Below are 14,762 nucleotides of genomic sequence, written 5' to 3'. Positions count from 1 at the left end.
ATCCGCAATTCTGGGAATCATTCAAATTGGTAGGCATCCTACTCATTGCGAATCTAATTAAACGATGGCCAGGTATCTTTGCTGCTATCTCGTTACATCGGCTTTTCCATGACCGTATTCGCTACATTTTTCAGGTCTGCTTTGTCGTTCCGATGATCGTGCCACAGATGGTTTGGCTGTTAATTTGGAAGAGTTTCTACGATCCCGAATTCGGACTATTAAATGGATTCCTCAATGCGAGTGGCGGCATGCAATTCCTCAACTGGCTTGACTATGCGATGCCCACTCTGGCCACAAAACTGGAAACAACGATACACACAGTGATAAATCCACTGTTCGGGAGCATCGCTGGGCTCATCCTGCTCGTTGGGCTCATTATGGTAGCAGGACTCCGAAAAGACCACTCCTCAATACGTTGGGGAGACCGGGCTCTACTCTCGCTGTATTATTGGCCTACGGACGAGTAATCCTAGCAATCTGTATCCAATAGAACAACCACCGAATCAAAAAAGGAAAATCCTAGCGCTACCGCTAGCATGAAGCTTGAGATTACTCCAATGGCTCTTGCCGAAAAATCTTAGCATGATTGGAGTAATACTATGCGGTCGATGAATTGGATCGTTTTTTGTTGCCAACCAACTTTAAGCTATTACGTAATACCTACCCGCGCCTGTACCAGCTTTTTACCATGCAAAAGATCTTTCCTACGCTCTGTGCAATATTATCACTTTTTGCCGCCTCTATCATTCTGGCCTCTGCAAATATGCAGCCCAATGTAGTCTTCATTGTGGCCGACGATCTTTTTATAAATATCGGTTGCTATGGTAATAATCGGATCCAGACTCCAAACTTGGATCGGCTCGCCCAAAAAGGTGTTATCTTCGACCGAGCCTATGCAAACTACCCACTTTGTGGTCCTTCGCGCAACAGTATGATGAGCGGACGCTATGCTGAGGACACCGGGCTCATCGGACTGCGCGATAAATTGCGCGAACGCCATGTGAATATCATTACACTTTCTCAGCATTTCATGAATCATGGCTACGTAGCGGCTCGAGTAGGAAAAATCTACCATGCCGATAACCCTGATGGCATCGGGCGGGCCGACCATGACGACCCGGAATCTTGGCATATTGCGATCGATCCCATCGGCTATGATAAGACCATTGAAGACGACATCATTCGCATATCCCATTTACGAGAGGAAATAAAAAACAATGACGGACTTGGAGCCCAATTGAGTTGGTTTGCCGACCCAGTTAAAACTGATGAGGAACACACTGACGGAAAAGTGGCATCGGAATCGATTAAGTTGATGGAACAGTTTATCGCCGAAGAGACACCCTTCTTTCTAGGCGTAGGATTCTATAAGCCGCACACACCCTTCGTCGCCCCAAAAAAATATTTCGACCTCTACGACTCATCGGACTTTGAACCACCCAAGGTACCTGAGGACTACTTGACACATCTGCCCGGGCCCGCAGTTGAGAGCATTCGGGTGGACAAGCCGTGGATGCCGGGACAAATAGACATCCCAGATCCGCTCGCCCGGGAGGTCATTCATGCCTACTATGCAACTGTTTCATATCTCGACGCTAACGTCGGTCGAGTCCTTCAAGCCATTGACGATCTGGGAATTGCGGACAATACCATCGTTGTCTTCATCTCAGACCACGGCTTCCATCTTGGAGAACACGGACACTGGCAAAAGAAAACCCTTTTCGACCAGGCGAATCACATACCGCTTATGGTTTACGACCCCAGGGCCAAGGGTAACGGACAGCGGTCATCCACAACGGTGGAGCTAGTCGATATATACCGCACCCTCTCTGATTTGGTCGGGCTTCCTGAACCAGTCTGGACCTCTGGCGAGAGTTTTGCTCGTGCCGTTGACGCCCCTGCGTGGGTAGGACGGGAAGCCGCTATTTCCGCAGTTGGAGATAGCGACTCAAGGAACTTCTCAATCCGCACCCCCGAGTGGCGATTCACCAGTTGGTGCTATGGAGAAGCGGGGAAGGAACTCTACCTAGAAAAGGAGGATCCCTCCGAAATGATTAACCACGCCGACGAAGACGTCTTTGCGAACGACATTTCCCGCCTCGAACTCCAACTAAATCAGAGGCTCGAGATCATGCACACAGATCCAAGTAAGCATTAAATAGAAGACAGGGCAATAGTATGAAAATGAACAAAAAAATAAGAATTGCCCAATTCGGACTAGGCCCCATTGGAATAGCCTGCCTTTCGCTCCTTTCCCGCAAGAACAGATTCGAAGTAGTTGGGGGCATAGATATACGTGAGGCTTTGGTCGGCCACAGCCTGAACGACGTCGTCGGCAGTTCCAGCTTTGGATCCGCCCAAATATATGAAAGTTTTGAAGCGCTCGCCCATGAAACGCCGGTGGACGCGGTGCTGCACACGGTAGGTTCCCGGGCAAATACTTCCCTTGAACAAATGAAGCCGATGATCGAAGCGGGCTGCGCTATTGTTTCCTCCTGCGAGGAGTTGCTCTTTCCAGCACTCCGAGCTCCGGAGGAAACGGCCCTCGCCGATACCCACTGTCACAAGACCGGAGGACGTATTCTCGGCACAGGAGTCAACCCCGGCTTCGTCCTCGACGTACTGCCAATTTGCCTTACTGGGATCTGCGCCGATGTTCGAGCAGTCTACGGAGAACGTGTTGTCGATGCCTCTACCCGCCGCCAGCCCTTGCAAAAAAAAGTCGGCAGTGGTCTCCCTCCCGAAGCCTTTATTGAGCTCGAAAAAAAAGGACTGGCTGGCCATGCTGGTTTCCATGAATCGCTCATGCTCATAGCCCATGCCCTCGGATGGACGGTCGGGCCCATCTCAGACTCGATTGAAGCGGTCGTCGCCTCCGAACAAATCGAGACTGATCATTTCACCATTGAAGTCGGTCAAACAGCCGGACTCCACCAAATCGTGCATGCCTCCTCACCGGAGGGGCACGAAATCCACCTAGACCTGAAAATGTACCAAGGTGCCAAGGATCCCCATGACTACCTTCGCCTGGATTCCGAACCTCCCATCGAAGCCACCGTGCATGGCGGCATCGCCGGCGACCTCGCGACCGTTGCAGCTCTTGTCAATGCCCTCCCTCGACTTATGCAGGCCGATCCGGGTGTGCGCCTAATGACGGAATTGAGTCTACCCAAGTGCGTTGTGTAATAAGTGAACACAGGTACTAATATCCTTGATATTCTACCAAGAAAAACTCTTTCCGAGATTAGTGAATTTACGATCTAAAGCAAGCATCCGATCCCCCTCCCCCCCCCCCCCCCGGCACCTGCCTCCACTTAGCACAAATTCTCTTTATGAACCAAAAGCTCATCAACCAAAATAGCCGCCCGTCAGACGCTGACACCAGATTGGTATTATCAGGCATGCATCCTGATCCAACGGTATGCCGAGTGGGAGACCACTATTACCTAGCCACCAGCTCTTTCGGATTTTTCCCTGGAATTCCGCTCTACGTCAGCGAAGATCTTATTAACTGGCGTTTCCTTCGCCACATACTTTCCCGCCCAGAGCAACTCCCCTTGGCTGCAGATCAACCCGTGATCGGTCGCGGCATTTTTGCCCCCACTCTCAGGCACGACGGTGAGCGCTTCTACTTGGTGACGACGAATTTTCTCCAGGGTGGCAACTTTATTGTCTCAGCTACCGACCCCGCAGGCGAATGGTCCGCCCCAGTCTGGATCGAGGACGCATACCAGGGCGGGATCGATCCATCCATTACCTTTCTTGATGATGGCCGAGTGCTTTACCAAGTCACTTGGGACGAAAGTCGTGGCGACCAACTGGGCATTACACAATTTGAAATTGATTTAGCGACAGGAAAAGGCCTGTCACCACGACAACACCTTTCCGAAGGCTGCGGATGGAAAGCGGTAGAAGGCCCCCATCTATTCAACAAAGGTCAATATTGGTACCTGCTCCTCGCTGAGGGCGGAACTGAAGCTGGCCACAGGGTGACAATCAGTCGATCCGAGACCCCTTGGGGTCCGTGGACTAGCTGCCCGCACAATCCTATTCTGTGCCACAGCGGCATCCAATCGCCGATCCAAAACACTGGCCATGCGGATCTCTTTGAAGGAAAGGACGGACAATGGTGGATCGTGTTTCTTGGCGTTCGCCCCTTGGGCCACCCGCCAGTTCACATCACCGGTCGGGAGACATTTATTGCCTCAGTCGAGTGGTCGGACGAAGGTTGGCCTATCGTAAACAATGGAAAGCCAATTACTTTGGCCGCAGAGACTGACGCCGACTTAAAGGACGGCTCCACGCTCTGGTCCGACGAGTTTAGCAGCGACGAGCTGCACCATCGGTGGGTCACGCTCAACGCCGCCTATCGCTCCATCTATAGCACATGTGGGGATGGCAAATTAACACTTCATGCAAAGAGCGCCAGTTTATCCGAGAAAACAATTCACGCCTTTGTTGGCACCAGGCTTGATGGTCATAACCGCTGTTATGAAACGCGCTTAAGCCGTCTCGCTCCAGGGGCGAAGGCTGGCATCGCGGTCTTCATGGAAACCTTTGGTTACTATTCACTCGGCATCCAGGAGGAAGATGGCGCAGCCCGGGCCACCTTCACCCGGCGCGTCCTCGATATGGAAACAACACAGACTGTTCCCCTAGAGAAGCAGGACGAGTATCCTCTCCGGGTCGCCCTGAACCGGAGCAGCATGTTCTGGTCTTACAGTTACGCCGAATTTGTCTTTTCGATCGAAACTCAAGAGGGCGTTTGGACTGAAATCGGACGCGGCACATCGCGTCTACTTGGGAGTGAAGTCATTGGCGGCTTCACTGGCCTGCTGGTCGGGATGTACTGCTTAAGAAATGATCCTCAGGCGAGCGCCTCGGCGGACTTCAGGTGCTTCACTGCTACGTCCCTTGAGAAAGAAGGCGTGAGTTGATCCGATTGCGCTGCGAATTCTAACAAAAAAATATACCGGGAGCAAATGCTCCCGGTAAACTTGAATTCGGATTCTATGGAATAGGCGCAACCGTAAGGATTTTAAGGATACGTGGGTGCATAGCCATAGCCGGATTTCTCCTGGAGAATCAGACCACCAATGTTTGGCGTGCCGGAAGGAGTGTCCGTATAAAACACTAGGTCTAACCGACCATTAGCATCCGGTTTTCCGTTGGGTATAAATCCGACTTCACCATCGTTGTCTTCGATATAAATGGTGTCTCCAATACCGGTCCCACCGTCATATAAGGTTGCTTCAAGTTCGCCGGGAACACCTTCTCTGTATCCCGTAAACTTTGCCTCATAGTACTTGTTCGGATCCAATCCGGTTAACACGAACACACAAGGGTTTTCATAGGGATTTCTCAGCATGATGCCTTGCCGCGTCACTGATGCAGGAAAATCCCCAATCTCCCGGCCGGCCGAATTAGAATAGATTCGCGCGTGCTCAGAGTAACCGTGATTTATGTTTTCGATTAACATATCCCATCCCGTATCTACTCCGATCGTATCATAAAGATCCGTATACGTGGGCAAATTGTGGTATTGAAGACCGACGCCGTCGTTAGCGAGATCAGTCCAGTCCGGAAGATTGACAGGACCATTGCGGTGGAAATTCACCTTGGTGATCGTGCCGTAGGTAATATTTGGATCCGAAACCGTAATGATTCGAGAAGTGTATCCAGCAGGTATTCCCGCGGAATCGAAAACACTATAGAACAACTCATATTCGCCCACTTGGTTAACATCAATCGGATCGGAAATCCATTCGGTAACGACTTGAGAAGTAAGATCACCATCTCGGTTATCGTTCGCGGAGAATCCTGGATCCACGAACGCAGTCCCCTTCAGGATACTGATATCTCCGTCGACAAGAGTGATGACCGGAGCCTCATAGTCGGGATTGTTTTGGTTGGACGGATTATACGTCAGGCCCATCCCCCGATAGTTGTAAAAGGTATCTGACACCAATCGTACATCCAAAGGCGGCAATCGATTGCCACTCCAAGTCAGCTGTTGCCATTTGGAGGGCGCGTTCCCAGGCTCAAACTCATTCCCGGCGCTGCCAGTGTAGGTTTCGAGGCATTGATACATCTTGGTCAAACCAAGTTCAGAATTCGAGTCGTCCTGATCGTACCAGATAACAACATCGCCCGCTTCGTAGGTAATGTACTGGCCACTACGCCCGCCCGAGGTGTCTGTGCCGTAAGTCGGCGACCAGCGGGTAAAGCGCCTGAAATCGACACCATCTTCGAATCCAAGGTCGACAAACTTCAGGATTGGAGTCTCCACGTAAGTATTATTTACATAGGTAATGTTGGATCCGTCACCGGCAGTCACCTCGTAGGCGGTTAGCTTCGGGTCGTAAACATTCCCTTCCAGCAGGATTGGGTTTGTCGCGTTTCCGAAAGTATGATGGGCAAGCGGCTGATCGAGATTCGTATATGCGTCGTTTGTATGCGGAACACTCAACGGTCCATATAAATTATTGATGAACTCGTAAGGCGTGATTCCGTCTCCCTCGAAGACAAAGTTTACTTTATACCGCCCCAGGCCGATGTAGTTGTTGTCGATAACGATTTTTTTATTCGCGGCAGGAAAAGCGCGCCCGACACCCGGATCCTTATACCGAACCTGCTGAAAGTTACCCATCGCACCAGCCATAATATTATCACGAACCGCGATACCTCCCTCGACGAATGAGAATTGATGCAGGCCTTGCTGGGTGTAGCTTTGGAACGGGTCGCGAAATGCCATCGCTGAGCCGATGATGACGTTATTTTCAATGACCGAGCCTTCAGTGAGGTTATCGGTCTGCAGCGCTTCAGTACCCGAGAATGCGATAATATTATTGCGCATCGTGAGCTTAGTCAGATCCTGCCCAACTGCATTTGTGGAGAAAGAAATATAAAATCCCTCACCATCAATAAACCCGGCGAAATTATCCTGCACATCGATTTCAACGCGCTGTGGAACGGTGGGGTAGTCGGTCTTGATATTAAATCCTGCAAATCCTCCGCCCCATGCGGCAACGTAGTCAACTTTACAGGTCAAAAAACCTGAGATTCGAACCACATTCGCATGACTGCCGCGAATGCGCTCAGCTGACCACTTTTGATGTCCCCAGAGTCCATATTTTTCATAGTACTCACCAGAGCCTAAAGCGTCGCCGCCATCATGGCCTAAAAAGTTGGGATCTCCAGTTTGTAGCACTGGATCGTATTTACCAGTGAGGTGCAAGTGTGCAAATCCACCCAGATCCAGCGAGCGATACTGCGTGGTGGTCTCATTCTGGCCCCACTCAACTTGCCCCCCAAGGTTCGTGATAATCGTAGGCTGTTCCGCGGTACTGGAAGTCAGGGTGCCATCAATCGTAATGCGGCTGTATTGCCCCCTCCAAATCAGAATCTTGTTACCAATTCCCACGTCAGCTACATCTTCGGCATGGACATAGATACCGTTATCCCTCGCATTGGCTTCAAAGATCAGGTAGTCGCCCTCATTGACCGTTGGCCAGTAGGCGGCATCGGTCGACGTGGCATAACGATTTGACGTCGTATCCGGCTCCGGTTCGGGAATCGGCGTTCCGGTTACAATGACATTATCCCAACCAAAGACGCGCGAGGTGCTGTTTGCGTTGCCAAAGAGTGCGAAAGACAGGCTCGTTATGGAATCATCTATTGGAACGGAAACTTGGATCCAGTCTTGCGCATAGCTGCCGCTGCCGCCGACCGATAAATTGGTGCTTTCGATCAACTGGGTCGTGCCTAGACACGTGCTCTGGTCCGCATTAGTACCCGGAGCAGTCACTGGTGCGAAATCCGCGATGCTCCCGTCTGTCGTTCCGGAAAAGTAATAACCAAGTTCTTGGAGATTGCCTTGAGCAGACCAGTAAAAGCTGACAGTGACATCAGTATAGCCAGTGAGGTCAATGCTGTCGAAAATGATCCATCCTCGTGTCAATCCATTAAAAACTTGGCTGTAGTCAGCGTCGCTACCTCCAAAGAATCGGCCGCCGTCTTCAGGTCCCGAGATGGTGGTTAAGCCATTTATCGATGTCGTCGGTCCCCACCCCCTAAGGGTTGCATCCAGAGTGGTTTCGGCACCAATTGCTGGATTGACCACAGTCGGTGCGATGGAATAGCCCCAGTCGTCACCGGGTGCAGTCGCGCCGATATCTTCGAAACTATTTGAGGCTATTTCAACGGCTTGTAGCATCACACTTGTAATACTCAATGCCGCAAGAGCTAATAGATGTTTAGGGATTTTCATCGTTTTAGTAGTTTTGTTTTATGGGGTTGGGGGGATCCGTTCCTAGAGCACATCATGAGGATCATTCGTGGCCTAGAAGTCTAATATACGATATTGCAACGATTCGCCCGAGATTGGCCGCCATCAACACCCAAACCAAGGCAGATGTCAAACCCTAAACTATTACGTATTCTCTAAATCCTACCACCTAGTAAATGAAGTTTAGATTCCATTAACTACTTTAAAATAAGGAAGTCAGCCCAAAATCACCTTTAAATGGGCCGCTAAAAGTCTAACAAATCTAAAAATTTAGTATTACGTTACAGCTCCCGTACGAGATACGCATTTATCAGAAAAAGCACACCTCAATGCCTGAAATAGGGAACAGAGATGTGCGTGAACCCAAAACGGCTAACCATAAGACCAGAAGGTATATACAAACTATAAAAGTGCGCCAAATCCCCTTTTTCGATGACGCGGCATAAATTTGGCACCAGAAAAATCAGCAACAACAACTGAACGATCCAGTTAGGAATGAGCAGTCCAAACACAAACAATACACCTTGACAGCACCACTATTACGTATTACCTAGGGCCATATCAACAGCCCACATCCCAATACATTAAACTAAGAGAACCCCACCTTGAGAAAGCTAAGGGCTTATCAGATATGAAGAAAAAAATTCACATCATACCATCCATCATACGCCATTTTGCGATCTTGATCGCAATTTTGACAGCTACCTCATCTCTCAATGCCAAAGAGATCAAAGCCCTTTTTGTGGGCAACAGCTACTGCGACTACAACGCCTTGAATAAGCAAGTTGAAGCCATGTTTGAGGCAGCCGGCGAAGACGCTCTATTTAAAAGAGAAACACAAGGGGGATTCTCCTGGAAGAAACACTGGGATGGAGGACAAGCCGAACGCAGAATAGAAAAAGAAGCGGACTGGAACTATGTAGTGCTTCAAAACCACAGCCGTAGCTCACTTGATAGCCGCGCGGAATTTGACGATTATGGCCAACGCTTAATTGATCTCGTTAAAAAAACTGGAGCCGAACCCGTTCTTTATATGACCTGGGCCCGCCAGCATCTGCCTCAGGACCAAGCAATCATTACCGAGGCATACAGCTCATTAGGCAAACGCAACAACATCAAAGTCGCCCCCGTTGGACTAGCTTTTGAAAGTTGGATCGAGCAGCATCCCGACATTCCTCTCCATATACACGACCGCAGCCACCCAACCTCCGAAGGCTCCTACCTCGCGGCCTGCGTAATTTATGCTACGCTCACCGGCAAATCCCCTGTCGGCATGCCCAATATCATTGAAGGGCGGAATTGGGTTACCAAGGGCGACCACCTCACATTCTTCAGCCCATCCCTAGCGCAGCAATTGCAAGAAACTGCTTGGGCAACAGTACAAGCTTATAATGCAGAAGAGTACGCCTCCGATACACCACTCACAAAGCAACAGGCCACACCTGCCACAGCAGCCACAGCAGCTCCGACCACCATTCAAAGCACGCCCTCTAATATCCGGGTGAACTTTGGCGGCTCAGCCGAACCAGGCTGGAACAAAGTCAGCGGAGGAAAGATGGCAACCCCGATACGCCTAGTCGATGCCTCAGGCCAACCCACCTCGTCGAGCCTGATGGTGATCGACGACTTCGAATCTTACGAAAATCCAAACGTCGTTAACGCCCCACTCACCGGTATTGCGACAGCTTTCGAAGGCGCGAAAAGCGCATCGCTCTTCATTAACCGCGAGAAAGGCAATCCAACTGCAGCAGTGCAACTGAAGCTCGACACCGACAAAACCTATCAGTTCAATATCTGGGCATCCCGTGCCGCCAGCGGTAAACGCTGGGGGCGCTATACAGTCACCGGTGCCATGACCGAAACGAAATTTCTCGCTGCGGGAGGGAACCACGGAAACACTGGCAATACGAGTGAGGTGCTCATTTTCGCCAATGTGCGACCAAATGCCGAAGGCATCGCGACACTAGAACTGAGTTTCCCACAGGAAGCCGATCCAGAATTCAACGTCGGTGAATATGCCTACCTGACGGGCCTAATTGTTTCTGAACAACCCTAAGGTGAACGACCAATCGGCCTAAGAACTTCTTAAAAACATATATACATACAATTTTTCATTGCGTTTACGTAATATCATCTCAGACTAAATGGCCTACACAGCCAACCCCATACCCAAAACTCATATTAAGATGAAAATCACAAAACCCCTAATATCTCTTGCGGCACTGAGCATGAGTTCCGTCATCCTGCAAGCTGCTGACATCGCCACCAATAGTTTCGAAGGACTCGGCACAAGCGCACCCGGTGACGACTGGGGCTATTCCATTTCACCCACGATAGTAAATCCAGCGCCTGGAGCTGAAACAACATTCGATGGAACAACCAGAGGCTGGGGGCCGACCACATCGCTAAGTGGTTTAACCGTCATCTCTGGCCCTGAAGACGGCATCCGATTCTTCGGGGGCAGCGACGCCGATCATGGCTCGATTTTTGATGGAAACGCTCGAGGATGGACTACTTTCGACAGCATTGACCTCACCGGTTACACTAATGTCGCTGTCAGCTTTTATTGGTCTGCCCAAGGCAACCTCACAGAACTTGGTTATTACCTCGCCGGAACGACAGACGGTAGCGTAGCAAGCTTCACACCTCAGACCAACGTGAGTTCCGATGCTAACACGAGCACCCTAAATGGCACATCAAGCTTGATTCAAAGCACCAATCTCGCGGTTGGCGGCAGCGGCAGCTATGCTCAAGACTGGATCCAAGTTTCCGTTCCAATAGATGATTCCATAACGAGTCTTTCATTCGCGCTATTCGGCATTTCAGATAGCACTTCACGCGTCTTCGGTTGGGATAATGTCACCCTAACCGGAACCCAAATTCCAGAGCCGGGCACATACGCGCTCATCTTAGGCTTCATCACACTCGCGGTGATTAGGCCACTTCGATCAGCAGGCAATTTCTAGCAGTTCAACATCATCGTTGATTTTTGGCGTCTGCATATCGACCTGAGAGGTGGGTGCAGGCTCCCCGATATTGTTTCTGGAGTGGATTGCTGGGTATTTTTTGACACATGTGCAGGCTCACGCCTTGCCATGGAACATGGCGAAGCGCTCGAGATTGTAAGTGAGGTTGGTTAAGGCGGTTTCGAAGCGACATCACCCGGACGCAGCCCGAGGAAACGAAGAAAGCTGAAGCGGTCCAAAATCTGGAACTCCGTTTCCTCGTCGGGCAAGTCGAAGAAGCGTTGCAAGATCAGCACCTTGAGCAGCAACACCGGACACCACGGCGGTCGTCCACCCTTCTTCTCATCGCCGTAACCCAAGTGATCCTCAAGCATAGGGCGGAAACGACTCCCAATTAATCACCACTAGCCGATCAAGGGCGCTTTTACGCTCCGAAGCGGTGTCTACGTGGGACAAAATATCGAACAGATTACTTTGGCCACTGCCTGTCTTTACGAGCATGCCCAAGAATCATCAATGTCGGCCGGAACCGTCGAGGTTAATCGAAGTGGCCTGATCAGACAACCTTACCGTAGTCTTCGACAACGAACACCAAATTTTTGTGACTCGTAGTTGAGGCTATGCGACGCCCTCTGCCTTGGCCGAGTCTCTTTCCTCGCCCGCTGACTCAGGTACAAACGGGGGCGCAGTGCCACCTTCATGACGACTCGCAACACCTGCCGTTAGGATAAAGCGCATAGCGTCCTCGAAGGACATATCGATCGGCTCCACGTGTCGACGGTCCATCAGTAGCGTATAACCACCAATCTGATAGCCCATCGGCAAATAAACGGCGACCCAGTTTTCCTCGCCTAAGCGTTCATTGTGTCGTGCCAGATCTTCATCGGTAATGAAACCAACCAGCTTAAAGTCCCAGAGCGGCATTTTCACGGTAACAACCTGATTAAACTCCTTCCGACGACGATGGTTTGCGAAGTAGCCAAGGAAATCTTTGCAGATGCCGTAGATTGATTTGATCACTGGTAGACGGCTGAAGCGTTTCTCCAGAAACTGAAAAGTCTGTTTTAAGTGAATTTCCGACAAAGCAAGCCCAGTGAGAAACACCCCGCTAAACAAAACCAGCAGCCCCAAGCCGGGGAAATACATCGATTCCGGCAATACGTACTGCAGTAGGCCACTAAGTGAGGATTCCAAAAACATGAAACTCCAAACGACCAAATACAGCGTTAAAAAAATTGGCAGAATAGCGAGTAAGCCGCGCAGAAATATCCGGGTAAATCGTTTCATGCCTCTCTAATGCGGGTTTCATGCCACCTACTCAATCCCCACGTCCTAATAACCTGACAAACCTTGCCAACACAAGTCCTTCGGGAGGAATGATTGATCCCTCACAACATCCAAGCATTGACAAAAGCATGCAAAATGCATGGCCACAACCGCTGAAAACATGCAATATACAGCGGCCTAATTCTCGCCCATCATGGGACTATCGCCGCCTCTATCAGCGCACAAAAAAGCTGACGATAACGCCGTTGGTAAAGGAGGAATTCCGGGTGAAATTGCACGCCTAAATAGAATGCCTGAGTCGGGTCCTCGATCGCTTGGATAACGCCATTAGGCTCCTCAGCAACGGCGATTAAGCCACGGCCAAGATTGGCAATTGCCTGCTTATGGATCGAGTTGACCATGAGTTTCTCGTCCCGCATGAGCCGATGAAAATGACTGCCTTTTCGCAGGTAAATCGGCTTGCGGAAGAACGTCGCCGCAAAAAGGCCACTCGGGTAATGTGCGTCATCAAACGCGGTGCTCACTTCCATGTGTAGCGTGCCGCCGTGGACGACGTTCATCATCTGAGCGCCACGGCAAATCGCCAGCACCGGGAGTTTTTTTTCCTGAGCGAGCTTGAGCCAATACACTTCAAGCTCATCACGTTGGCGGTCGTAGCGTCGATCCTTTCGAGCCTCGGACTGATAGAGCTCGGGGAAGACATCCGCTCCGCCACCCAAGATCAGCCCATCGATTACCATTTCGCGATAAGGCCTTTTCGCACTAAGCTTTACGGGAACCCCGCCAGCCAAACGCACAGCAAGAGTCAGACAAAAACGGGCGAAAGGCGGTGCGTTGGTGGGGCTGGTGATGCCGATACGTGGACGCATGAATTACGATTTAAACTCGGGCGGGAGCTCGCCATGACGAACAAGAGAACTGACCACAAATAACATGCCGAGTGCAGCTTGCGGATCTTCATCCAGCAGCAAATCGCTGTGTGCATTGCGACTCAGTTCGTTGAGTGCACGCCATTTTTCCATGGTCGGCTCCGTGTGGATTTCGGTCGTCATCAGGTTAGCGAACGAGCGCCACGCTTTTTCCCATTTATGACCTTCTAGTTGGTCTTTAAAGGCATCCCAATGTTGGCCAAGTTCCTCAAAAGTTTCATTGGAATCAATGCTCTCCTGAAGGGCCGATAGCCAGCTCAAGCCGGGCGTGTTCGTCGTAAAATCGATCACTGCCTCGCTGGGTTCAATCGGCTCGCTGAGACTTATCTGGTAAAGCAGCCAAGGGAAGTCGATCCCGGACTCCATCGAATGCACAAGCCCTGCCCAGAAGCGCGGGTTAACCTCGATCATCACCGGGTCCCCCTGCTCATCCCAACGGTAATCGATCTGCGCAACACCGTGCCAATTGACTACGCGCAACAGCTTCGTCGCACTAGGCAAGAAAGCTTTATCGCTAACAGTTTTACGGACGACGCCTTGACCTGCCTCAATCGGGTACTGCTGCAAGTTGCGATACGCCATGTGGGCAACGATCTCGCCGTGATCACAAAGTGCGGCGAAGCAAAAATCTTCTCCTGGCGCGACCGATTGGATGACCGGTAATTCACCGCCCGAATCAACAATCTCTTGGCAATAAGCCAACGCTTCAGAGCGATTCTGACAAAGCCGAATGCCCCGTCCGCCATGGCTATCCGGCGGCTTAACAATGGCAGGTTCCGGAAAGTTCTCCGCCGTCTGCAAATCGTCCAGCGACTCCGCGGTCAGCGTCTGCGGAATTGGTAAATCATTAGACGCCGCGGTGCGCGCAAAGGCGGCTTTGGACAGCACCGCATCGATGGATTCAACGCTCGGCGCAGCCACGATGATATGCTTTTCCAAACGCTCACGATGCCGCGCAATTGTAGTAGCATCGCGGAAGGACGGGATCAACACATAGGGCACACCGTCAGTGGGCCGATGCTCTTTGATGTGCTCGATCAGATCGTCAATGAAGCCCTCGGGGTCCTCTTGCCAAGGACGGTAGAGGAAGGTGTCCTGCACGTATTTGGAAAACTGTAAGACGGTTAGCTCCACGTCATCCCCACCGATTACTTCGACTCCCCGCTTGCCCAATGAGTGCGCAATCGCCAATGCGATAATACTACGCCCATAGGTTAGAATAACACGACCCTTAACTGGAGATTTTCCCATGCATTGACGATAGTCAGAGACCATCAATCTTCAAGTTCGCAC

The 14,762-nt window shown here is 50.9% G+C and carries 12 protein-coding genes; 6 read left to right on the top strand and 6 right to left on the bottom strand.

What is annotated here, in order from left to right:
• The first annotated feature begins 26 nt into the window (after positions 1–26).
• From IE065_RS09785 to IE065_RS09770, 4 genes are all read left to right on the top strand, one after another.
• Positions 27–467 carry a sugar ABC transporter permease gene (locus tag IE065_RS09785; RefSeq protein ID WP_200163368.1) on the top strand — a complete coding sequence of 147 codons (441 nt, stop codon included), beginning with the start codon at positions 27–29 and terminating at the stop codon, positions 465–467.
• Between the two features lie 221 nt (positions 468–688).
• Entirely contained in the window at positions 689–2,158 is a 1,470-nt protein-coding gene (locus IE065_RS09780; protein ID WP_189514484.1) for a sulfatase, read from the top strand.
• A gap of 26 nt (positions 2,159–2,184) precedes the next feature.
• Positions 2,185–3,186, top strand: coding sequence for an NAD(P)H-dependent amine dehydrogenase family protein (locus IE065_RS09775; protein ID WP_189514482.1), 1,002 nt, complete (start codon positions 2,185–2,187; stop codon positions 3,184–3,186).
• A 146-nt stretch (positions 3,187–3,332) separates the two neighbouring features.
• Entirely contained in the window at positions 3,333–4,937 is a 1,605-nt protein-coding gene (locus IE065_RS09770; protein ID WP_189514480.1) for a glycoside hydrolase family 43 protein, read from the top strand.
• Between the two features lie 101 nt (positions 4,938–5,038).
• Here the strand turns inward: IE065_RS09770 and IE065_RS09765 are convergent, their stop codons facing one another.
• The gene (locus IE065_RS09765) at positions 5,039–8,269 is read right to left on the bottom strand and encodes an immunoglobulin-like domain-containing protein (protein ID WP_189514478.1); all 3,231 of its coding nucleotides are present in this window, start codon (positions 8,267–8,269) and stop codon (positions 5,039–5,041) included.
• A gap of 649 nt (positions 8,270–8,918) precedes the next feature.
• Here IE065_RS09765 and IE065_RS09760 point away from each other — a divergent pair.
• Positions 8,919–10,343 (top strand): hypothetical protein, encoded by a 1,425-nt coding sequence (locus tag IE065_RS09760; protein ID WP_189514477.1) that lies wholly within the window; start codon positions 8,919–8,921, stop codon positions 10,341–10,343.
• A gap of 130 nt (positions 10,344–10,473) precedes the next feature.
• Positions 10,474–11,253, top strand: coding sequence for a hypothetical protein (locus tag IE065_RS09755; protein WP_189514474.1), 780 nt, complete (start codon positions 10,474–10,476; stop codon positions 11,251–11,253).
• A 170-nt stretch (positions 11,254–11,423) separates the two neighbouring features.
• Here the strand turns inward: IE065_RS09755 and IE065_RS09750 are convergent, their stop codons facing one another.
• From IE065_RS09750 to IE065_RS09735, 5 genes are all read right to left on the bottom strand, one after another.
• On the bottom strand, positions 11,424–11,627 hold the full coding sequence (locus tag IE065_RS09750) for a transposase (protein ID WP_189514472.1): 204 nt from the start codon (positions 11,625–11,627) through the stop codon (positions 11,424–11,426).
• A complete protein-coding gene (locus tag IE065_RS18205; protein ID WP_268244957.1) occupies positions 11,620–11,754 on the bottom strand; it encodes a hypothetical protein in 135 nt (44 codons plus the stop codon). Before IE065_RS18205 ends, IE065_RS09750 begins: the two co-directional genes overlap by 8 nt.
• Positions 11,755–11,871: 117 nt before the next feature.
• The gene (locus IE065_RS09745) at positions 11,872–12,540 is read right to left on the bottom strand and encodes a DUF502 domain-containing protein (RefSeq protein ID WP_189514470.1); all 669 of its coding nucleotides are present in this window, start codon (positions 12,538–12,540) and stop codon (positions 11,872–11,874) included.
• A 191-nt stretch (positions 12,541–12,731) separates the two neighbouring features.
• Positions 12,732–13,409: a gamma-glutamyl-gamma-aminobutyrate hydrolase family protein gene (locus tag IE065_RS09740; RefSeq protein ID WP_189514468.1), complete on the bottom strand. Its 678-nt coding sequence runs from the start codon at positions 13,407–13,409 to the stop codon at positions 12,732–12,734.
• Between the two features lie 3 nt (positions 13,410–13,412).
• Entirely contained in the window at positions 13,413–14,720 is a 1,308-nt protein-coding gene (locus IE065_RS09735) for a carboxylate--amine ligase (RefSeq protein WP_189514466.1), read from the bottom strand.
• Between the last annotated feature and the right edge of the window lie 42 nt (positions 14,721–14,762).

The organism is Cerasicoccus arenae (assembly GCF_014651635.1).
GTDB classification, from domain to species: domain Bacteria; phylum Verrucomicrobiota; class Verrucomicrobiia; order Opitutales; family Cerasicoccaceae; genus Cerasicoccus; species Cerasicoccus arenae.
Note: the sequence above shows the minus strand (reverse complement) of the source record. Positions and strands in the feature narration are given on the sequence as shown.